The sequence below is a fragment of the Ruegeria sp. genome (assembly GCF_965199275.1).
Taxonomy (GTDB): Bacteria; Pseudomonadota; Alphaproteobacteria; order Rhodobacterales; family Rhodobacteraceae; genus Ruegeria.
In genome coordinates this window covers 104,874-126,147 of the sequence record NZ_CBDAQX010000035.1, presented here as the reverse complement: position 1 = coordinate 126,147, position 21,274 = coordinate 104,874, and the positions used below count along the sequence as shown (strand labels likewise).

Below are 21,274 nucleotides of genomic sequence, written 5' to 3'. Positions count from 1 at the left end.
CCATGATGACCGATCTTTATCAGTCCCAACGCGCCATGCGGCAAATGCGCAGACAAGCGATGCAGCGGGGCGTTATCGCCATTCTGGATGTGGGTAGCTCGAAAATCTCGTGCCTCGTGCTGCGCTTTGACGGCACCGGACGGCTGAGTGAAGATAACACCATCGGTTCGATGGCTGGGCAGACCGGGTTCCGGGTCATTGGCGCGGCGACCACCCGCTCGCGCGGTGTACAATTCGGCGAAGTCACGGCCATGCAGGAAACTGAGCGTGCGATCCGCACCGCCCTGCAAGCCGCGCAGAAGATGGCCGATATCCGCGTCGATCACGTGATCGCCTGTTTCTCGGGCGCGAACCCGCGTTCCTACGGTCTGGACGCGCAGGTCGATCTGGAAGGCCAACTTGTGACCGAGGCCGAGGTTGGACGTGTTCTGAACGCCTGCGATGTCCCGGATTACGGGGCGGGGCGTGAGGTTCTGCATGCCCAACCGGTGAATTTCGCCTTGGACAACCGCTCGGGCCTGATCGATCCGCGCGGGCAAATGGGGCAATCTCTGGCCGTCGACATGCATATGCTGACCGTCGACGCGATTGCGATCCAGAACATCGTCCGCTGCATCAAGCGTTGTGATCTGGAGCTCGCAGGGATTGCGAATTCAGCCTACGTCTCGGGAATCTCGGCATTGGTTGAGGATGAGCAGGAGCTGGGCGCGGCCTGTATTGACATGGGTGGCGGTACCACCAGCGTGTCAATCTTCATGAAGAAGCACATGATCTACGCCGATTGCGTACGCATGGGCGGTGATCACGTCACACAGGACATCTCGATGGGTCTTGGCGTGCCAACTGCCGTGGCCGAGCGGATCAAGACCTTCAATGGCGGTGTCCACGCGACCGGAGCTGACGATCGCGACCTGATCGATATTGGCGGCGATACAGGCGACTGGGAACATGATCGCCGCACCGTCAGCCGGGCCGAGCTGATCGGGATCATGCGCCCTCGGGTCGAAGAAATTCTGGAAGAGGTTCGTGTGCGTCTGGATGCGGCCGGGTTCGAACATATGCCCAGCCAGCAGATCGTGTTGACTGGTGGGGGCAGTCAGATCATGGGGCTGGACGGCCTCGCGACCCGTATCCTTGGCCAGCGCGTCCGTCTGGGTCGCCCGCTGCGCGTTCACGGCCTGCCACAATCCGCGACGGGGCCGGGCTTTTCCTCGGCCGTTGGTCTCAGCCTGTTTGCGGCGCATCCGCAGGATGAATGGTGGGATTTCGAAATCCCCGTCGACACCTATGCCGCGCGCCCGTTCAAGCGCGCCGTTCGGTGGTTCCGTGACAATTGGTAGAGCCCTGCGCTGCGCCTTGTGCGCGGCGCTTGCGCCCGGCCTCGCTTCGGCGCAGTCCGTCATCTCACCTGAGACGTTTCTGGATGCTGTGCTTGGCAAAACGGTGCAGTTCCACGAAATCCGCAGCGGAGATCTGGTGGGAACCGAGCAATTCCTGAACCGCAAAACCTCGGTCTGGCGGGTCGAAGGTGGGGGATGCGTCTACGGTCAGATCACAACACCGAATGGGCAGATCTGTTTTCTCTATGACGATGATACAGACGGCATTCCCGTCTGCTGGTGGCCATTCGAATATCAGGGCCGTTTGATGGTTCGGTTGGCAGAGCTCAGCAATGGTGAAATCCAGGAGGTGCGCAGCATGACCAATCACAGCCTGAATTGTCCAAGTGCCCCAATCAGTTGAAAAACACCTGTCGAGAACATTCTGAATTGTCCGGTGTAGGTAACATGCCAATTGTCCGCTTCAGTTGATTGCGCGGTGGCCCAATTCGGAGGGAGCCGTAGGCGACCGTAGATTTGGGCCACCGCGTTCGCGCCACGTCGAAGCGGGTCACGCGACTTTGTGTTTGCTATCCTCCTGTGTGATGGGTGATCCGTCAGGCTGGTAGCGGCCAATGCATCTCGGGCCGTGGAAGATGACCAGTTGACCATCGGGGTATTCGTGGACCCTGACCTTCGCCTTGACGAAATGATGACGGTGCCTGTCTGCCGCGATCTGCATGACCAGGCCCTTGTAGCGCACCGTATTGTCGTTGCCGACGACGCGGTCTTCCTGCACACACAGGGTGTCGCGCACATTGCCTGTAAACGGCACGAAGGCCGAGGTCGTATCCTCCGGCTCCCTTGCAAACAGGGCATTGTGTTCGGGAAGATAGACCTCTTTCAGGAACTGATTGGCCTCTTCAATGGTTGTGATCCCATGGGACCGCAGTTCCTGCGGCAATCGGTTCTGGAACGTGCCAAACATGCGTTCAGACCGTCCACGGGCCTGCGGTGAATAGGCCGGGATCAGCTCAATGCCGAGTTGCTGCAAGGCGCGCCCGACCTGGGTCAGATTGTCCTTGTCCACTTTGCCGCCCGCTTCGGGCGTATGCCAGTAATGAGAGCCCCGATCGGCATAGAGCGAGCAAAACAGACCTTGCGCCTCGATCACCTCTGTCAGCCCCTGAAAACTGCTCATCGTCCCTTCTTCCTCGACAAAGAATGCCGAATAAACCCGGTTGGTGGCATCGTCCATGGTGACGATCAGATCCCACCACTGACCCGGAACCCATTCATGGCTGGAGCCGTCCTGATGCAACATCATGCCAACCATCGGACGGCGGGGCCGCTTGCGCCGATGGGCACCTCGTCGGGGTGCTGCCTGAACCCGGCCGTGGCGCTGCAGTGTAAGCCGCACCCAGTTGTAGCTCTGTGTGAAACCATGGTGGGCCACCAGCTTCTCGTGGAAATGCTTCGGCGTGTAATCCCAGTACTTGGTATCAAACAGTTCAAGCATCTCCATGACCTTATCCGTGGCAACACGATTGTTGGCCAGTTTGCCAAGCCGACGGTCGTACAGACCTTCTGCACCATCCGCCTCAAATCGATCCTCCCAACGCCTGACGGTGCGCACGGATACACCCAGTATCTCAGCCGCCTGTTCTTGCGTCAGCTTGTTCGCGCTTCGCCGCGAATACACATCTTCAAACTTCATCAGTCGAACTTCCTGTAACACTTCTGCTCGGTTCATAACGCCTCCTCTCAGAGACAGAATAGAACCGGACAGATCGCATGTTACATACACCGGACATATCGCGTGTTAGCGACAATCAGTTGAAAAACACCTTGCGGAGGCCTGATTTATCCCTCAAGATATCCACAGGACCCGTCAGAGGTCTTGCGGCACGACATTGAGCAGTTTTCCGCAGTAGTTTTGGTTCGAATCCGAGGCGTGACGCATAGGTCGTTCACTGCTCGGATGCTCTGCGTCTTGTAGTGGTCCGCGTTGTTTCCGCTATATTTGGCAAAGCCTGCGAAATGCCGCCGGTTGCTGCCTTATTTCGTCCATATTTTGTGGAATCGCGTGATTTTTGACGTGACCTTTACGCATCACATCGCTAGAATCGAATATGGATAGGTAAAGAAAAACACCGCTTTGGCGGAACAAAAATACAGGCGGACAGAGCATGACATTGAATCTTTCGATGCCCGGGCACGACGAACTGAAGCCTCGGATTACAGTATTTGGCGTTGGCGGCGCGGGCGGTAACGCGGTCAACAACATGATTGAAAAGCAGCTGGACGGCGTGGATTTCGTCGTCGCGAACACCGACGCGCAGGCGCTGCAGCAAAGCCAGTCCTCGGCGCGGGTGCAGCTGGGCGTGAAGGTCACCGAAGGTCTGGGGGCAGGGGCCCGTCCGACCGTTGGGGCCGCTGCCGCAGAAGAAAGCATTGAACAGATTGTCGACCATCTGGCGGGCGCACACATGTGCTTCATCACTGCCGGTATGGGCGGTGGCACCGGTACAGGTGCTGCTCCGATCATCGCGCAGGCCGCGCGTGAGCTGGGCGTGCTGACAGTCGGTGTCGTTACCAAACCCTTCCAGTTTGAAGGGGCCAAGCGCATGCGTCAGGCCGAAGACGGCGTTGAGTCGCTGCAAAAGGTCGTCGACACGCTGATCATCATCCCAAACCAAAACCTGTTCCGTTTGGCCAATGAAAAGACGACCTTCACCGAGGCGTTCTCGATGGCGGACGACGTTCTGTATCAGGGCGTTAAGGGTGTGACCGACCTGATGGTCCGTCCGGGTCTGATCAACCTTGACTTCGCGGACGTTCGCGCCGTGATGGATGAGATGGGCAAGGCGATGATGGGTACCGGTGAGGCCACTGGCGAAGATCGCGCCATTCAGGCGGCCGAGAAGGCGATTGCCAACCCGCTGCTGGACGAAATCAGCCTCAAAGGCGCGAAGGGTGTGCTGATTAACATCACCGGATCGCACGACCTGACGCTGTTCGAACTGGACGAAGCCGCCAACCGCATTCGCGAAGAAGTGGACCCCGAGGCGAACATTATCGTTGGCTCGACGCTGGATACCGCAATGGAAGGCGGCATGCGCGTTTCGGTCGTCGCAACCGGCATCGACGCCAGCGAGAAGACCTCGGAAGTTCCGGTCGCGCGCCGTTCGATGTCCGAGCCTTTGACGCGCACCGTTTCTGCTGAAGAGCCGGTGCAGGAAGAGGCACCCGTCGCAGCGGAGGCCACGCCGGTTCAGACCGAAAACCGTGAACCATCACTGTTCGAAGCGGCAGAAGAGCCGGCCCCGAGCCAGTTCCAGCCGCAAGTTGAGCAGGATGATGATGGTCTTCCGCCCCCCGCCTACCAACCGCGCGTGGCCGAGTTCGAGCCGCAGCCGGAACCGGTTGAAGAGACCCCCGAAACCTATACCGCGCCACATCAGCATTCTGCCGGCACCCCCTCGCCCGAGGCCTTGCAGCGCCTTCAGGCCGCCGTTCAGAATGTCCCCTCAGCGGCGCAACGCCTGACGGCTACTCGGCCTCAGGAACCAGCCCCTCAGCCGCAGGCAGAACACGAAGAGCGCCCCCGCTTCGGGTTCAATCGTCTGATCGACCGGATGACCGGCCACGCGGCAGATACGCCCGCGCAACCGCCGCGTCATCAGCCGCAAATGCGCCAGGCTGACGCTACGGCACCTGTCCAGGAAGAGGCTGATCCGGATCAGGATCGCATCGAAATTCCGGCCTTCCTGCGCCGTCAAGCCAACTGATCGCGGTAACAAAATCATTGCAAAGGGTCGCCAAAAGGCGGCCCTTTATTCATGATTTACAGGATCTTAAATAGCCCTGAGCAGGGTTTTGCCGATCTGTCACATTCATGTTTCATTCAGTTGCAAAGAGTGAGTTGAGCCTGAGGGGCCTCTTCCTTAACTCAGTGTCCAACACAGCCCGTATAGGCTGGACACCACGCTCTGAGGCCCATTTTGCAACATACGCTCAAATCTCCGGTTACGTTTAACGGCGTTGGACTGCATGGCGGTCAGCCTGCAATCATGGTTCTGAAACCGGCGGCCGCCGGTCACGGAATCTGGTTCAAACGGACGGATATTGAGCTGGGCAATGCGTTGATACCTGCAGTCTACGACATGGTCGAGCGTACACCGCTCTGCACCCGCCTGGTGAATGACGCCGGTGTTTCAGTCTCGACTATTGAACATATCATGGCAGCGCTTGCCGGGTGCGGAGTTCACAACGCTCTGATCGAAATTGACGGGCCTGAAGTTCCGATCATGGATGGATCCTCGATCGACTTTGTGCGTGGCATCATGGCGAAAGGCGTTCGCCGTCAGGCCAGCCCGGTTCTAGCCTACGAAGTGCTGAAGCCTGTAACGGCGTCTCGTGAAGGGGCTAGTGCCTCGATCAAGCCTGCGGACGGGCTGATCATCGACTTCCACATCGATTTCGAGGACGCGGCCATCGGAAGCCAAACGAAAACGCTGGACATGCGCAACGGGTCCTTCGTGCGCGAACTCAGCGATAGCCGCACGTTCTGCCGCAGGATCGACGTCGAAACCATGCGTGAGAACGGCTTGGCTTTGGGCGGGACGCTGGAAAACGCTGTGGTCGTTCAAGGCAGCGAGATTCTGACACCGGGCGGTTTCCGCCACGCGGATGAAGCTGTGCGCCACAAGATGCTGGATGCGCTGGGTGATTTGTATCTGGCTGGTGGCCCGATTCTGGGTCACTTCATCGGCGACAAGTCGGGCCATTCCATGACCAACACGCTGTTGCGCACATTGTTCGAAACACCTGGCGCGGTTCGTCCGATCCTTTGTACCCCCGAGCAGGCCGCCCGTCTGCCCGGTCAAGGCCTTATTGCCGCCGAAATCCCTGCTGTCGCCTAATCTGATCAACTCTGACGACATTTCCGCCAGGAAGTGGATAATGCGTTTTGCACCAGAATTTTCTGTGCTAGACCGAGGCTCGATCCGGTTTGGATCCTGTAAGTAAGACGACTAAGGATGAGCGGTATGGTTGGCAACAAAGCGGCAGTCAGACTCGCAAGTGCGATTCTTCTGGCAGCAGTTTTGAGCGCCTGCGGCAACGGGGGAGGCCTGTTCGGTAGCAAAGGCGCGGATCGGGATCAGAACCTTGAAGGGTTCACACCGGAACAAATCTATACGCGCGGTGAATATGAGCTGTCGCAGAATCGCTCGGACGACGCGGCGTGGTATTTCTCGGAAGTTGAGCGTCTGTATCCATATTCTGATTGGGCCAAACGCGCGCTGATCATGCAGGCGTTTTCGTTCCACGCCGACAAGAATTACGAGGAAAGCCGTGCTGCGGCACAGCGCTATATCGATTTTTACCCAACCGACGAAGATGCGGCTTATGCGCAGTATCTTCTGGCGCTCAGCTACTATGACCAGATTGACGAAGTTGGCCGCGATCAGGGTCTGACGTTTCAGGCCCTGCAAGCGCTGCGCACCGTGATCGAGGTTTATCCGGACAGCGAATACACCACCTCTGCCGTGCTGAAATTCGATCTGGCCTTTGACCATCTGGCGGGCAAAGAGATGGAGATAGGGCGCTATTACCTGCGTCAGGATCACTACGTCGCGGCCATCAACCGGTTCCGCGTCGTAGTTGAGGATTTCCAGACCACCTCTCACACCGCCGAGGCGCTCTATCGCCTGATCGAAGCTTACCTGTCTCTTGGCCTGTTTGACGAGGCGCAGACGGCGGGCGCGATCCTGGGCTACAACTACCAATCCTCGGAATGGTATGATGACGGGTACAAGCTGCTGACCTCGCGTGGGTTGGATCTGAAGAGCCGTGGCAACAACTGGCTCAGCACGATCTATCGCCAGACGATCAAAGGTGAGTGGTTGTAATCGCCATGTCATCAGGCTTGGGACGTTAAAGACCCGATGCTGCGCGCCCTCGATATTCGCGACATGCTGATCATTGACCGGCTGGAATTGAGTTTTCAGCCGGGCCTGAACGCGTTGACCGGTGAAACCGGCGCGGGCAAGTCGATCCTTCTGGACTCGCTGGGCTTCGTTCTCGGATGGCGTGGACGGGCTGAGCTGGTGCGCCAAGGCGCGGCACAGGGCGAGGTTGTGGCCGAGTTCGAATTGCCCGAGGGCCACCCCGCCCATGCTGTTTTGGCAGAAGCTGGTCTGCCGGGTGGTGAAGAATTGATCCTGCGTCGGGTCAACACGGCAGAGGGTCGAAAAACTGCTTGGGTCAATGATCGCCGCTGTTCCGGTGAGGTTCTACGGGCTTTGTCGGAAACGCTGATCGAATTGCATGGGCAGCATGATGACCGGGGATTGCTGAACCCTCGTGGGCACCGTGTGCTGCTGGATGACTACGCTCAGGTCTCGGAACTATTGGCCAAGGTACGTCAGGCGTGGTCCGAGATGTCGCGCAGCCGCAAAGCGCTGGCCGAGACCGAAGCCGCTTTGGCCGCCATGCGTGCCGAGGAGGAATTCCTGCGCCATTCCGTGGCTGAGTTGGACAAGCTCGATCCGCAACCCGGCGAGGACGCAGACCTCGATGCCCGCCGCCGCATGATGCAAGGGGCAGAGCGTATCCGCGACGATGTCGCCCGCGCATTTGATCTGCTGGGTGGTGACGGGGCCGAAGGCGCGATTTCGGATGCGACACGTTGGCTCGAAGGCGTGTCGGACTCTGCAGGTGGCCAGTTGGAGGAGCCGATTGCATCGCTTGGCCGGGCCATGATCGAATTGGGCGAGGCGCAGGATGGTGTGAATGCCTGCCTTCAGGCGCTGGACTTCAACCCCGCCGAACTGGAAGCCGCCGAGGAGCGTTTGTTCGCCATCCGAGCACTGGCGCGTAAACATGATGTGGCCCCGGATGATTTGGGCACCTTTGCCGATACTCTGCGTGATCGCTTGGGTAAGCTGGATGCAGGTGACGCCGATCTGGCCGACCAACGCGCTACGGTCGAGGCAGCACAGGCGACCTATGATGCGGCTGCGGCAGATCTCAGCGCTGCGCGTGAAGCGGCGGCTGGACAGTTGGATCAGGCCGTCATGGCGGAACTTGCACCGCTGAAAATGGAACGCGCGGTTTTTCGGACAGAAGTTACCACGTCCGATCCTGGACCCGAGGGCACCGACGCGGTGGCCTTTACCGTCGCCACCAATCCCGGCGCACCATCGGGGCCGTTGAACAAGATCGCCTCGGGCGGGGAACTCAGCCGCTTTCTATTGGCGTTGAAAGTCTGCCTGTCCGGAGATGACAGCGCGCGGACCATGATCTTTGATGAGATCGACCGGGGTGTGGGCGGTGCAACCGCCGATGCGGTGGGCCGCAGGCTGGCGTCTCTGGCACAGGGCGGACAGGTTCTGGTCGTCACGCATTCCCCTCAGGTCGCCGCGCGCGCGGCCCATCACTGGCGTGTGCAGAAGCAGGTTACCGATGGCCAGACGCTTTCGACCGTCGTGCCGCTGGCCGAAATAGATCGCGTGGACGAAATTGCCCGCATGGTCTCGGGCGATACGATCACAGAGGAAGCCCGCGCGGCTGCGCGCGCTTTGTTGGAGGCTTAATGCGTCTTTGGCGCAATCTGCTGGCCTGACCGTCGCTATCTTACTTTTCTCAGACCTCGCCGTGGCTTACTAAGGGTTAAGATATGATCCCCGAGAGCCAATGACCCAATCAACCCGCACCGTTCTGCGCAACCAGCTCAATCAGGCTCTGGCCGCGATCAAGGATGCGTTGCGGGTGATGCGTCGCCGAGGACCAAGCCAAATCCAGTTCTGGTTTATCGCGCTGGCGATCGGGATTGCGGCGGGGTTCATGGCGCTAGGGTTCCGCAAGGCGATCCGCGGCTTGCAGGCCTATATCTACGATACCGAGGATATCCTGCTGTTGCACAGTCATGCCGAGAAGCTGCCTTGGTCCATCGTGCTGATCATTCCGATCATCGGTGGGGTGATCGTGGGGCTGATCCTCACGCGTTTTACCGACGATGGCCGTGTCCGTTCGGTCGCGGATGTGATCGAAGGGGCGGCGGTCAGCGATGGACGGGTCGAGACCAAGGCTGGCGTCGCTTCGTTGTTTGCCTCGCTGATCACACTCAGTACAGGCGGGTCCACGGGTCGGGAAGGGCCGGTGGTCCATATGGCCGGGGTCATCTCGACCTGGGTCAGCGACCGCATTCATGCGGACGGAATCACTGGGCGCGACCTGCTGGGCTGCGCTGTAGCTGCTGCAGTCTCGGCCAGCTTTAACGCCCCTATCGCAGGAGCACTATTCGCGCTTGAGGTCGTTTTGCGACACTTCGCGGTCCACGCCTTTGCACCCATCGTCATTGCCTCAGTCGCAGGTACGGTGATCAACCGGCTGGAATATGGCGACGTCACCGAGTTCACGTTGGATACGCCCGGTTCATTGCAATTCTACGTCGAACTGCCTGCCTTCCTAATCCTTGGGCTGATCTGCGGGTTGGTATCCTTGCTACTGATGCGATCGATCTTTTTCGCCGAGGATATCGGCAATCATGTTCAAGCCCGATTGTCTTTGCCCGGATGGCTGCGCCCGGCGGTTTCGGGCGCGATGCTGGGCCTTTTGGCGATTTGGTTCCCGCATATCATTGGCGTAGGGTATTAAACGACGATCCGCGCCCTGACCGGCGATCTGGTGCTGACCACAGCGATCCTGTTTGCGGTCCTTAAAACAGTGGCAGTTGCTATAACCATGGGCGGGCGCATGGGCGGAGGGGTGTTTTCGCCTTCCTTGATGATCGGAGCGCTGACCGGGCTGGCCTTTGGGCTGATCGCCACCGGATTGCTGCCGGATGTGTCCGGCACCCACACCCTTTACGCTTTTGCCGGAATGGGGGCCGTGGCTGCTGCGGTTCTGGGCGCGCCGATCTCGACCACTTTGATTGTGTTCGAGCTGACCGGAGACTGGCAGATCGGTCTGGCGGTGATGGTATCTGTCTCGATGTCCACCGCCTTGGCCTCGCGCCTTGTGGACCGGTCGTTCTTCCTGACCCAGCTCGAGCGTCGCAATGTGCATCTGGCGGCAGGACCACAGGCCTATCTTCTGGCGATGCTGCGCGCCGGGGCAGTGATGCGACCTGTAGCGCGACAGAATTATTGCTCAATCCGCGACAGTTTCGCGCCCAATCGATGTGATTTTCGCGTTGATTTCCGGTGCGACAGTTTCGTGCTCAATCGGGATTTTGTGCGGCAGTATTGTTGTCACACACCGGATGCGCACTGCTGACAGTGCAGTACAGCAGGACTCTAGGGCGCGGGGTCTCCTGACTTCCGACATTTTTTCGTATAAGTCATTGATATTATTATGCCTTGGTTGCCAAAAGGCACTACACGGACTTTTTTCGCCAGCGATTGTTTCGGAGTGTTGAGGGAGCTCAGGCTTTGGTCTGGCCAGTTTTTCGGGTGCGCCCGGGGGGTATCTTGAAAGGGGCTTCGTTCCAGGTCAGGCCGACGCAGGTGAGGATGCGTCTGGCATCGACCGTGGCATGGCTTGGCATGCCGTAGCGGTCAGGGGTGCCTTTGTGGCGCAGGATCGAGAGCTGCAATGCGTTCAACTCGTTGCGGATACGAGCCGGGCTCATCGGGTGTCCGAGCAGGTCCAGATGCTTGCGCAGGTGCTGCAGGCAGCAGAAGGCCATGTAGCAGATGGCGATATGGGCCCGGACCCGACGCGGCGACCAGTGATAGATGGGCCGGATTTTCAGATCGTGCTTGTTGGTGCGGAAGCAGGCTTCGATCTCCCACAACTGGTGATAGCGGGCAATGACGTCCTGTGCCTCCAGTTCGTCCGCACCATGAACAACAATGGCATGCAGCCCGTCCCATTGTGCCGCTGCCTTGATCTTTGCATCATCCAGCGTGACGTCCCCGCTGTCGGGGAAGGCCAGGAAGCGGCCATATCCCCGGCTGCTGAAGCTGCCGGGTTTGCGAGAGCGCTTGAGCTTCTTGTGCAGCTTTTCGATTGCCTTGTCGCGCTTGTGGGCATCATTGCGTGCCCGGGTGGGTGACCAGGTCACAATGACCCGCGCTCCCTCCTGGTCGATCACCTTGTACCAGCCCTTCTCGGTTGCCTCTTCAGAACCGTGTCCAGCCCAAGGCTGGCGTCCCTCCGGGCTCAAAATGTTCGCCTTCACGGCGGCCGGGGCGGACTTCATGCGATAGCCGAGGATGTAGGGCAGACCCTTGTTCTGCAACATCTGCTGGTTGTCCTTGCTGAGCATGGCGGCATCGGCCACGAACGTGACCCTGGCCACGTCGAAGCGTCCCTCCAACGCCTTCAGCGCAGCTTCCAGCGTATGACCTTCCCAGGTGTTTCCCGGGAAGAGTTCATAGCCCACAGGCAGCCCATCGGAGGTGACGATCAGCGCCAGCATGACCTGAGCGCGGTGATGCTTGCCATCCTTGCTGAAGCCCTTGGCCAGAAGATGATCCTGCTCGACCCCGTCCGCATCCTCGGCCGGGTCCTCGCGCTCGGTGTCAAAGGCCAGGGTCGTGCAATCGTAGAACAGCACGGTCACTGGCCCGCCCAGCAACTTCTCTGCCGCCGCGTGAGAGGTTTTGCAAATCCCGTCTATCACCGGCGTATTGATGTAATCCATGCTCCGATAGACCACGTCCAGATTGAGCGTGATGCCTGCCTGGTTCTCCAACGCCTCCACGGTCGCGCGCTTGCTCTCGGGCTGTGCGATCCGCGCCATAACCAGCTCTTTCACAATGCGATTGGCACTTTTACGCGCCGCCCCCAGAAGGGCCCCCCAACCCAGTTGGTCATACATCGTCCCCATGACATCCCGCAGACCCAGAGAGACCCGCGCCTCCTCACGGCACTCGGCAAGATCAACGCCAAGCTTGTCCGGCCGCGGAGCGCGGCGCACCAGCGCCTGCAGATCGGCATATTCCGTGGGCGTGAACAGTTCCATTTGCGGCGAGCGATCAATGCGTAATTGCTCCATCAAGCGGCCCGCCAGACGCTTGATATCCTCAATCTCGCTGTCGTTATGGGCCACACCCACATGGCGCAGGATCTTCTGGCGTACCTTGGAGCCGGTGCGGACGGATTCAACGATCTGGATCCGTGTGCGGTTGAGCTTTGCGTCATGTTTGGTGCGGATGAACATGGGCGAAGAGGTTAGCCATCTGAAGGCCCATGTCAATACTTTTTATAATAATGGGGCACTACAACGCGCCTCTGAGCAACCACACCTGAAAACAAACCAAAAACCCAGTCAGATCAACAAAAAGGTCGGAAGTCAGGAATTATTGCTCAATCCGCGACAGTTTCGCGCCCAATCGATGTGATTTTCGCGTTGATTTCCGGTGCGACAGTTTCGTGCTCAATCGGGATTTTGTGCGGCAGTATTGTTGTCACACACCGGATGCGCACTGCTGACAGTGCAGTACAGCAGGACTCTAGGGCGCGGGGGGTGTTCCAAAGAAACTCTGCAGGAGTGACATAACAATCCACCCGACGGCGGCAACTCCAGCGGCACCCAAAATCCAGCCGATGACCTTTAGCCAAGGCTTGGCATCATTCACAATCTGCCGAATTTCATGTACATCGGAGGTCAGGATTTTCAGGTTACTGGCAAGGTTTTTGACCGAGTGATCAAGCGTTTCAACGTTGTCAATAACATCAGCAAGGTTCCGGCTGCGCATTCTCATCATAAATTCGACATCTTGTGACGGAAAGTCCTTTTGCCCTTGATATGGCCCGGTATATCCGTGCTCGTCCTCTGATGATAGCTCATAGAAAATGACCGACATGATCACCTGGCCGTATTGCAAAATAATCGGCTCCAGCGTCGGATTATATAGGGAAACAAAAATTTTTCCCTTATAGCCGGGATCGATTTGAGGACCCCCAAACGCGATGACACCCCTCCTCGCAAGACCAGAGCGGATGCCGTATGACGCGCAAATGCTGTTGGGCAGTTCAAAAAACTCTTCCGAGGATACAGACGCCCAAGAGTTGCTTTCGAGAATGAACTCATCGCCCTCTCCCCAGACATGACGACCGGCACCGGCGGCAAGAACATCGCCTATTCGACAATCGTAGCTCGCGGGCTCGATTTTAGTCTTGTCAAACGGCTCGATTTTGATCGCGCCCGTTGCGATTCTGTCACCGATATCTTTTCGTCCAAGGATTGCCATGCCTGCGCCTTTTCCTGCCTTGCAGAAAGATTAACATTCCCGACCGCACAATGGAATCCCGCGCGTTGATTTTCGCCGCGACAGTTTCGCGCCCAATCGGGTTGTTGTTTTGCCATTTTTGCTTTTGATCAGCCTCATTACTTCAGCGCAGAAAACGGCTCGGTGAGAGCGCGGCAGAAGTCGCCGGACCAGTTCGGGTTGTGGTTCTGAAGGTGTGCTGGCGCGATATCATCAAGGTGCAGGCGGTTTTGCGTTCTGAGGAACCTGATGGTCTCGCAGAGTTCCCTGATCACGGGTGATACAAGGCGTTCGGCTTCTGCATATGGCCCGCTGCCGTTGTGAAAGCTGCGTGTGGTTGCGGTATTCTGGAACCATGTCGCGATGCCTTCCTCCATGACACTGGCAACGCCCTGTGCGGGATCAATGAGGTGGACGCATTCGTGAGCAAGCTGCCAGCGCGCCCTTGCCCCGTCCTGCATTGCGGACCGGTTCAAGTGCACAATGACATGCTTGCCATGAGGATGGGTGTCCGGGAACCATGTCTTGGGCATTTCATGGCATGTATCGACAAACTCGATGCCGAGGACAGTGAAGGCGGGATCTCTGGGCCCCAGCATGGCTTCGATGTCGGACAGGAACACGCCGAGCCATCGCGTGAAGGTGCGGGGCTCAAATCTGCTGGTCGCGCCCTCCTGCATGACAAGCCGTGTGACGAACTGCCCGTCAGCGGCCATTGAGGAGGATCTCTGAAAGGGCCAGATCGGCGGCTTCATTTGGCAGGCGACGGCCGAAAGCCTCAAGCAGGGTCTTGTGGAGCGCCTCGAGCGCCTCGAGTTCCTTGCGCTTGTCGTCGATTCTGGCGGCGAGATATTCCATTGAGGACGGTGTGTACTGGCTCATGTCCGATCTCCGTTGTACGTGTTTTAGCATATCCGCGCGGGCGCGTCATTGGGGCTGGGTGGCGTGCTCCGGCCATCCTTGTGCGACGTTTATGGCAAGGATTGCCTCTGCGGTTGTGGCGGCGGTGATGGCATCCTTGAGTGTGCGGGCGTGGATGCGGCGGGCGCTCTGCCAGGCCGAGAGGGCTTTGGCGAGGGCTGTGATGTCCTCTGCGCGCATGGGGACGCGGGTGTTTGCGGCATCGATCCAGACGAAGTCTTTGGGCCAGTTGGGTTCTGCGGCGGCGCGCAGGGCGGCGGCGGTGATGGCTGCGGCGCTTTTGGTATCGCCCTGCCAGGTGCGGGCGTTGTGGGTGAAGGTGGTGCGGCGTGCAAGCTCTGCGGCCAGTTGGGCGTGCTTGTGCTGCCGGGCCTCTTCGCAGGCCTGGTGCACGGCGTGCCGGGTGAGGCTGTCCCATGCGGGCTTGTCGCCGGCCTTTGCATCTTCGCGGCCATAGGGGTCGGGCTGTGTGGCGGCGGCGAATTGCGGCGGGTTCCATGTGTAGCGGTCCCACATGGTTTTGGTGATGGTCTCCGGGGGCTCGGCCTCTTCGGGGAAAGCGGTCCATGGCAGGATGTCGTGAGGCAGGGCAAGACCTGTCTCGGTGAGGGCCAGGAGCGCCTGTGCGAAGGCGTCGTAGGAGAGCGTTTGTGGCGCGGGGTCTTGTGCGGTGGGGTCTTGTGTCACTGGGCTTTGTGTCACTGGGCTTTGTGTCCTGGGTTATGCGACGGGATCAGGCGAAGGGGCGGGTTTCTCGTGCGGTGAGGGTGAGATATGCGGCAGCACTCCATGCGACCCGTGTGCGGCCGCCTCTGATGCCCGCGACGCTCGCGCCCCCGGAGCTTACGGTTCCTGTTGCGCGCAGGGTGAGCCTTTTCTGCCGGCCGACCGGGGTGAGCCGGGCGGGCAGCACCCCGCTGAGAACGGCACGGCCTGCGGCGCCGGTGGTGACGCTGATGCTGAGGGTCCGGATGACGACATTGTCGAGCCGGACCTCGAGCCGGACGTTGAAGGTTGCGCTGTTGTATCTTGTGCCCACGGCCGATTCTGAACCCTCGCTGTTGCGGCTATGTTCGTACCAATAGGACGAGGAAGGCGGGGTGAACCCGCCGCCCGAGACCTCGACCGCGTAGCGGATGATCTCGTCGGCACTGTCCCTGCGCACCACGATATCGGAGCCGCCATCACTGCGGCGCGTGGAGAAGCGCTGGTTTTTTCTTGTGCGCGCCCTGCCCGACGCGTCCAATCGCCAGCGCGCGCCCCGGGCCACATCGCCGATGAGGCTGTCATCGAGATGGGTGAGGGTGATGAGGCCGGGGCCGATCTGGACGCCGCCGGTGATGAGCGCGGTGTCGGCGCGCAGATGGGTGCCGTCGATCTGGCCGGCGGCGAGGGCCTCGGCCAGCAGCGTGCCGGGGATGACGGTATTGCCGTTGATGACATGGGTGACGGGGAGCCATGCGGTGCCGGTCCAGGCGCGGGTTTCGGCCCAGCCTCCGGCGCTGTCGGTGAGGGTGACCACATCGCCGGTGACATTGGCGCCGGGGGTTGCGCGATCGGCGATGCTGTTCACCCAGCCGCGCGCGCTGACGCGCCGGGCATAGCTGCCCGCCCCGCGCGCGCCATTGCTGCCATCACGCCCGTTGATGCCGTTGCGCCCGTCACGCCCGTTGCGGCCGGGGTCTCCCTTGTCCCCCCTGTCTCCCTTGCCGCCGGTATCGCCTTTCCTGCCCGGTCGCCCCTGCCGGCCGGTATCGCCGGTATCGCCCTTCCTGCCCGGCCGCCCCGGGGCGCCGTCGCGTGCATATCTGGTCCATTGCACCGGTCGGGAAAACGCCCCCCAGTTGCCGGAGGAGCCTTTGCGCTGGCTGGCCCAGAGATAGGGTCTGGCGGCGCTGACGTCAGGGGCATCATCAACCCAGCCCTCGGGCACATGATCGTCGAGGCGCCGCTGGGTGGCTGTTGTGCGCGGGGTGGCGGGGCGGATCGGGGTGCTGGTGGCGCGAAAGATGAACTCGACACCCGGACCATCAAGGCCCGGTCGCCCCTGCCGGCCGGTATCGCCGGTATCGCCCTTCCTGCCCGGTCGCCCCGGGGCGCCGTCGCGTGCATAGCGGGCCCAAAGCTCGGGTGGCGAAAACGCGCCCCAGTTGCCCGAAGAGCCGGTGCGGCGACTGGCCCAGAGATAGGGCGCGTCGCGCGTGATCCCGACGGGATCATCGGACCAGCCGGGGGGCACATGATCATTTGCCCTGGACTGCGCGGGCGTTGTCTGCGGTCTTGCGGGCGCCCGGCGGGTGGCGGTGCGCCGGAAGATCATCTCGACCCCAGCGCCATCCTGCCCGTCACGCCCATCCTGCCCGTCGCGTCCCGGCTGCCCGTCCTGGCCCGGGTCCCCGTCGGTGCCGTCGCGTCCCGGCTGACCGGCGGCCCCCGGGATGCCGTCGCGTGCATATCTGCCCAGGAGCGCGGGGCGCGAAAACGCCCCCCAGAGCCCCGCGCGCCCGCGCCGCTCGCTGATCCATTCATATGGCTGCTCCACGGTGACACCCAGGGGCGTGGCGGACCAGGGCGGGGGCGTGTAGCCGGGCATCTGGGCCGGATCTGTTGCCGCCCCTGTTGCCGCCTCACCCGTTTGCGCGGGCGGGGTGAGGCTGAGGGTCATGGCGGTGACGGTGTCGCGGGAGCGCAGATTGTAGAAAAGCAGCCGGAAGGTGAAGCGCTCGCCGGCCCTCAGCGTGATGTCGAGATGATCATCTGCCCCGCGGCGCGCGGCATTGCCCTTGGCGCTGAAGATGGCCCAGTCGGTGCCCTGGTCGGGGGCGCCGTCCATGGTGATGCGCCAGGTGCCGGCGCGTCCCCGGGGTGCGGTGAAGCGGAACCATGTGGCGGTCCAGGCCGGGCCCGGCGGGTCGAGGCCCTTGAGGAGGGGGAAGATATCGAGCGCCCGGATGCCGAGCGGGGTGGTCAGGACATGGGGGTCCTCTTGCGTGCCTGAGCCGGTCAGCCCCGGCGGCGGTGGCGCGGTGGCATGGGCGGTGCGGGTGAAGAGCCGCTCGACGCTGGCGCCGTCCTGTCCATCCTGCCCGTCCTGTCCGTCCTGTCCGGGCCGGCCCTGCGCTCCCAGGGAGGACCAGAGCGTGGGGCTGCTCCAGCGGGTCCAGGGCCCGCCGCCGGTGCGGCCCTTGCGTTCGGTGATCCACTGGAAGGGGGCCTTGGATGTGAGGCTGACCGGTATGCGCTGCCATCCTGCGGGCAGATGGGTATCGCTGTCGCTGCCGCCAGGCCCCGGGCGGGCGGGTGGCGCGTTCTGCGTGGCGCTGGCGCGGAACGCATATTGGGTGACGGGCAGTTTGACCGCATCCGCCAGATCGACGGGGCCGGTGAAGGCGGCCTCTCCGGGCACGCCATCCCTGTTCAGGGCGGCGAGCGCAAAGCGCCAGCGCCCGGCGGGTGGCAGGCGTGTCTCGAGCGGCAGGGCGGTGATCCGGCCATGCAGGAGCGGGGTGAGCGCCTCCCATGTGGCCGCAGCGCGCGCGGGCCCGTAGCGCAGGGCGTAGCCGGCGACGCGCCCGTCAGGGGGCGGGGTGGCGGTAAAGCGGCGGGCGCCATCGCCCAGCATCTCGACCCCGAAGCCTTCGGGGGCGGCGATGGGGACGGTTTTGTCGCCGATGAGGGTATGGGTGGTGGTGAAGACGGGCCCGAGGGGGGCGGCGCGGGAGCCGGGGGTGATCTCGATGTCGATCTCGCGGCCGGAGGCATCATCGGTTGAGAAGATATATGTGGTGACGGCCTGCCGGTCGTCTGCCACGACGCGCCAGCCATGGCTGTCGCGGGCGCGGATGGTCGCGCCCTGCCAGGGGCCGGATGTGGTGAGCCGCAGGGTCACTTCGGTGGTTCCGTCGGCGCGCGCCCGATCGGTGATCGCGGCATCGAGCACGGCCGGGCTTTGGGGAGCGGGCAGCGGCAGGGGCGCGCTGAGATCGGCGGTGGCGGCGTTGTGATAGGCGGCCACCTCGTCGATGGCCTCGAGCCGGATGCGCGTGGCCGAGACCGGTTCAAAGCCCACGATGCGCAGGGGCGCGGGCGGGGCGTCACCGGGATAGACGCGCCAGAGCACATCCGACACCTCCGTCTCTTCGTGCTGCCAGTCATCGGGCAGGGCGCTGGCGGGGCGCACCAGGGCTCCGTCGGCGGTGATCGCGCGGGTGATGAGGCGACCATCGCCCAGGCGCAGCATCGCATACCAGCTCTCGTCTTGCGCGATCTCGAAGCTCTGGCCCAGGTCCCAGCGTTCGGGAAGGTTTCTGGCGGCGTCAGCCGGCAGGACCGTGACGAGCCGTCCGGTCTGGCCGCCATCGATGAGGGAATGGGTGAGGCGCACCACGTCGCCCCGGGCGATGGAGAGCCCTTCGGCGGCCATCTCCCATGTGAGACGGCGGCGGTGATAGAGCTGGCGGGCGGCCTGCAGATTGGCTTCGGTGGCGGCCTGGGCGGGCGTGGTGACGCCCGGCAGCGTGAGGGTTGCGGTGCGTTTGGGCGTGGTGACGCCCGGCATGGTGCGGCGCAGGGTCTGGAATTGCCAGTCGGCGTCCGGGTCGAGATAGCGCACGGCGATCTCATCGGCGGGTTTTTCGCCGGACCAGGTGATCTCGAGGCTGCCCGCTATGATATTGCCGGGGGTGATGAGCGCGGTGGCGGGGGTTGCGGGGTCGTCCCACACCACGCCCAGCTTGCCGCTGGCCCATGTGGGGCTGGCCCGCCCGCATTGGCAGATGGTGCGGATGATCCGGGCCGAGGGAACGGGGCGGTCGAGGCTGAGATTGCAGGTGAGGTTCTGCCTCTCGCACCAGGCGGCCCAGGCGGTGAAGGAGGGCAGGTCGATGCGCCGGTCAGCCAGTCCCAGCCCCCAGGCAAGGCGGCCCGAGAGAAAGCCGCCGCGCAGGAAGGCGAGCAGGATCCAGGCCGGGTTGGAGGTGGCGCGGGGTTTGGCGCGGCGCGAGACCGAGCGGGGCAGTAGATGCCGGGTGATGGCGTGGATGGCGGGCAATTGGCCGGAGGCCTGGGCCGAGGCGGGCAGGCGCAGCCGCAGCCGGGTCTGGCCGCTATAGTCGGCGGTATCGGGCTGGAAGGAGCGCAGCGCGGCCCAGGCCAGCGCGTCGATCTCGTTATCCGCGCCCGAGGGCGCGGTGCGGCGGCGCACGCGGACCTCCCACTGCGCGGTCGCCCCGGGGTGGATGCGGATGGTGCGGCGCAGCCCGTCGCGGGGGCTGTCGCCATTTGCGCGCAGCGTGACGCGGCGGCGGGTCCAGCCCTCGCGCACGCCCACCCTGCGATAGCTGATCACGATCTCGCGGGAGAGAGCGTAGGGTTTGCCGGAGCGTTTGCGCAGACCGAAGAGCTGCCCGGTGATGTCGAGATCGAAGCGGTTGGTGCCGGGGCTTGTACGGCGCGAGATCAGGCGGCGGCCTTCGAGCTCTGCGCCCTGGATGGTGTCGACATTGGCAGGCCATGTGGGATCGGGCCCGCGCAGGATCTGCGCCTGTGCGCCTGGAAAGTCCGACAGCGGCTGGTTGCCGATGCGCAGGTCGGCGCGCTCCAGATGCAGGTTGCCCAGGCCGAATGTGAGGCTGAGATTGAGGAACTGCGCGTCATCCTCGAACTCGGTCCAGGGTTTTGCGCCGAGATCGGGAAAGACGCGGTGGCGTCCGAAGGTGAGCAGGAGCGGCGCGTAGGGCCGGGCCCGGTTGGCACCGCCGCTCAGCGAATAATCGCGGCGGGCGGGCGCGTCCTGGTCCAGCCCGTCCGCGTCGCGCACGGGCACCAGCGCGTTGATGATCAGCCCGCCGGCGGTGGAGATGGCGGCCCCGGCCAGGGCGCCGGCAACCTGTGCCCCCAGGCTGCCGGCCCCAAAACCAAGCGCGCCGCTTGAGGCGATGGCGGAGGCGGCCCAGCCGCCGATGGCGATGGTGGCGATGGTCAGGATGGCCGCAAGCGGGTTGGAATCATCGCCCTGAAGGGCTGCGCGCAATGTGAGGCGCTGGCCGGGGCGCAGGGCCGTGTGCGCCCAGGCCCCGGGCGGCAGGGCGATCCCGTCAAGGCTTACGTTTACCGGCAGGGACCCCCGCGCGGGCCAGGCGAGATCCAGCGCCTGGGCCACGCTCAAGGGTTCAGGTGGGGCGTCAGGGGTGCGCGCGGGCAGGGGCAGGATGATCTCCGGCACCCGGGCCTGCGCGGTCAGCGGGTGCGGCCACAGATCGGCGCTTGCAAAGCCGACCTGAGAGGCCGTCACAGGGGGTTTGAAGGGCGTTTGCGAGGGTGTTTTTGAGGGTGTTTTTGAGGTCATGATCCTGTCTCCCAGCGATAGAGCCCGACCACCACAAGCCCGCGCGCGGGCAATATGCGCAACCGGTGCAGCACCGTGCCCAGCCCCGGTTGCCAGTGCAGGCAGGCCGGCTCGGTCATGTCGGCATAAAGCCCGATGTGATGGCCCAGCCCCGCGCGGCGTCCGCGCGCGCGCATCAGCACCCCGTCCCCGTCGCACGCCCTCTCGCGCGCACCCAGGCGCCGGGCGATCCCGCCTTCGGTTGCGCGCCCGGTTGTGCATCCGGTTTTGCGCCCGGCTTCACACATGAGCGCGTCCCGGATGGCCGCGTCATTGGCGCGGATGCCGCCCGGCGCGGCGGGCAGGGCGATGTCGGACCCGAACTCGACGCGCAGCACATGCGAGACCAGCGCGGCGCAATCTTCCGCCCGATGCCCGATCCAGCGCTCTGTCCAGTGCGTCTCCATCAGCTGAGCTTCCAT

15 protein-coding genes and 1 pseudogene are annotated in these 21,274 nt (G+C 62.5%); 8 read left to right on the top strand and 8 right to left on the bottom strand.

The genetic code is table 11. The annotated features are described in order from the left end of the window. Positions 1-5 precede the first annotated feature (5 nt). Together ftsA and ACOERD_RS29280 are read left to right on the top strand one after the other, a co-directional pair. Positions 6-1,340: a cell division protein FtsA gene (gene ftsA / locus ACOERD_RS29285; RefSeq protein ID WP_170375007.1), complete on the top strand. Its 1,335-nt coding sequence runs from the start codon at positions 6-8 to the stop codon at positions 1,338-1,340. Continuing rightward, on the top strand, positions 1,327-1,743 hold the full coding sequence (locus tag ACOERD_RS29280) for a hypothetical protein (protein ID WP_170375009.1): 417 nt from the start codon (positions 1,327-1,329) through the stop codon (positions 1,741-1,743). Before ftsA ends, ACOERD_RS29280 begins: the two co-directional genes overlap by 14 nt. Before the next feature lie 147 nt (positions 1,744-1,890). Here ACOERD_RS29280 and ACOERD_RS29275 read toward each other — a convergent pair whose 3' ends face one another. Next, positions 1,891-3,072, bottom strand: a complete 1,182-nt coding sequence (locus ACOERD_RS29275; RefSeq protein ID WP_419737600.1) for an ISNCY family transposase — start codon at positions 3,070-3,072, stop codon at positions 1,891-1,893. Positions 3,073-3,508: 436 nt separating this feature from the next. On the opposite strand from ACOERD_RS29275, the gene ftsZ reads away from it, so the two are divergent. The 5 genes and pseudogenes from ftsZ to ACOERD_RS29250 form a co-directional block, all read left to right on the top strand. Then, the gene (gene ftsZ, locus ACOERD_RS29270) at positions 3,509-5,110 is read left to right on the top strand and encodes a cell division protein FtsZ (RefSeq protein WP_419741327.1); all 1,602 of its coding nucleotides are present in this window, start codon (positions 3,509-3,511) and stop codon (positions 5,108-5,110) included. A gap of 213 nt (positions 5,111-5,323) precedes the next feature. After that, positions 5,324-6,244: a UDP-3-O-acyl-N-acetylglucosamine deacetylase gene (gene lpxC / locus ACOERD_RS29265; protein ID WP_170691871.1), complete on the top strand. Its 921-nt coding sequence runs from the start codon at positions 5,324-5,326 to the stop codon at positions 6,242-6,244. A 126-nt stretch (positions 6,245-6,370) separates the two neighbouring features. Beyond that, entirely contained in the window at positions 6,371-7,234 is an 864-nt protein-coding gene (locus tag ACOERD_RS29260; RefSeq protein ID WP_170375015.1) for an outer membrane protein assembly factor BamD, read from the top strand. Positions 7,235-7,270: 36 nt separating this feature from the next. Then, positions 7,271-8,920 (top strand): DNA repair protein RecN, encoded by a 1,650-nt coding sequence (gene recN, locus ACOERD_RS29255; RefSeq protein ID WP_419741326.1) that lies wholly within the window; start codon positions 7,271-7,273, stop codon positions 8,918-8,920. 100 nt (positions 8,921-9,020) lie between these two features. Continuing rightward, positions 9,021-10,460, top strand: a pseudogene (locus ACOERD_RS29250) (chloride channel protein); the annotation flags it as partial. 292 nt (positions 10,461-10,752) lie between these two features. Here ACOERD_RS29250 and ACOERD_RS29245 read toward each other — a convergent pair. After that, positions 10,753-12,495, bottom strand: a complete 1,743-nt coding sequence (locus ACOERD_RS29245; protein ID WP_419737624.1) for an IS1634 family transposase — start codon at positions 12,493-12,495, stop codon at positions 10,753-10,755. Here ACOERD_RS29245 and ACOERD_RS29240 point away from each other — a divergent pair. Continuing rightward, positions 12,488-12,676, top strand: coding sequence for a hypothetical protein (locus ACOERD_RS29240; protein ID WP_419741325.1), 189 nt, complete (start codon positions 12,488-12,490; stop codon positions 12,674-12,676). The two genes, ACOERD_RS29245 and ACOERD_RS29240, sit on opposite strands and share 8 nt — an antisense overlap. A gap of 111 nt (positions 12,677-12,787) precedes the next feature. Here the strand turns inward: ACOERD_RS29240 and ACOERD_RS29235 are convergent, their stop codons facing one another. From ACOERD_RS29235 to ACOERD_RS29210, 6 genes are all read right to left on the bottom strand, one after another. After that, on the bottom strand, positions 12,788-13,528 hold the full coding sequence (locus ACOERD_RS29235; protein ID WP_419737952.1) for a dCTP deaminase: 741 nt from the start codon (positions 13,526-13,528) through the stop codon (positions 12,788-12,790). A gap of 137 nt (positions 13,529-13,665) precedes the next feature. Then, positions 13,666-14,262 (bottom strand): hypothetical protein, encoded by a 597-nt coding sequence (locus ACOERD_RS29230; protein WP_419737951.1) that lies wholly within the window; start codon positions 14,260-14,262, stop codon positions 13,666-13,668. Further along, positions 14,252-14,428 carry a hypothetical protein gene (locus ACOERD_RS29225; protein WP_419737950.1) on the bottom strand — a complete coding sequence of 59 codons (177 nt, stop codon included), beginning with the start codon at positions 14,426-14,428 and terminating at the stop codon, positions 14,252-14,254. Before ACOERD_RS29225 ends, ACOERD_RS29230 begins: the two co-directional genes overlap by 11 nt. A 45-nt stretch (positions 14,429-14,473) precedes the next feature. Next, entirely contained in the window at positions 14,474-15,169 is a 696-nt protein-coding gene (locus ACOERD_RS29220; RefSeq protein WP_419740348.1) for a DUF4376 domain-containing protein, read from the bottom strand. Positions 15,170-15,200: 31 nt separating this feature from the next. Next, complete coding sequence (locus tag ACOERD_RS29215) at positions 15,201-20,813, bottom strand: host specificity factor TipJ family phage tail protein (RefSeq protein WP_419741324.1); 5,613 nt, start codon at positions 20,811-20,813, stop codon at positions 15,201-15,203. After that, positions 20,810-21,274 (bottom strand): hypothetical protein, encoded by a 465-nt coding sequence (locus tag ACOERD_RS29210; protein WP_419740846.1) that lies wholly within the window; start codon positions 21,272-21,274, stop codon positions 20,810-20,812. The genes ACOERD_RS29215 and ACOERD_RS29210 overlap by 4 nt, the downstream gene beginning before the upstream one ends.

Coding starts and splice junctions, on each gene's coding strand:
- ftsZ (WP_419741327.1), top strand. CDS start 3,509: ATGACATTGAATCTTTCGATGCCCGGGCACGACGAACTGAAGCCTCGG.
- ACOERD_RS29210 (WP_419740846.1), bottom strand. CDS start 21,274: ATGGAAGCTCAGCTGATGGAGACGCACTGGACAGAGCGCTGGATCGGG.
- ACOERD_RS29260 (WP_170375015.1), top strand. CDS start 6,371: ATGGTTGGCAACAAAGCGGCAGTCAGACTCGCAAGTGCGATTCTTCTG.
- ftsA (WP_170375007.1), top strand. CDS start 6: ATGACCGATCTTTATCAGTCCCAACGCGCCATGCGGCAAATGCGCAGA.
- recN (WP_419741326.1), top strand. CDS start 7,271: ATGCTGCGCGCCCTCGATATTCGCGACATGCTGATCATTGACCGGCTG.
- ACOERD_RS29245 (WP_419737624.1), bottom strand. CDS start 12,495: ATGTTCATCCGCACCAAACATGACGCAAAGCTCAACCGCACACGGATC.
- ACOERD_RS29240 (WP_419741325.1), top strand. CDS start 12,488: ATGAACATGGGCGAAGAGGTTAGCCATCTGAAGGCCCATGTCAATACT.
- ACOERD_RS29230 (WP_419737951.1), bottom strand. CDS start 14,262: ATGGCCGCTGACGGGCAGTTCGTCACACGGCTTGTCATGCAGGAGGGC.
- ACOERD_RS29235 (WP_419737952.1), bottom strand. CDS start 13,528: ATGGCAATCCTTGGACGAAAAGATATCGGTGACAGAATCGCAACGGGC.
- ACOERD_RS29275 (WP_419737600.1), bottom strand. CDS start 3,072: ATGAACCGAGCAGAAGTGTTACAGGAAGTTCGACTGATGAAGTTTGAA.
- ACOERD_RS29215 (WP_419741324.1), bottom strand. CDS start 20,813: ATGACCTCAAAAACACCCTCAAAAACACCCTCGCAAACGCCCTTCAAA.
- ACOERD_RS29225 (WP_419737950.1), bottom strand. CDS start 14,428: ATGAGCCAGTACACACCGTCCTCAATGGAATATCTCGCCGCCAGAATC.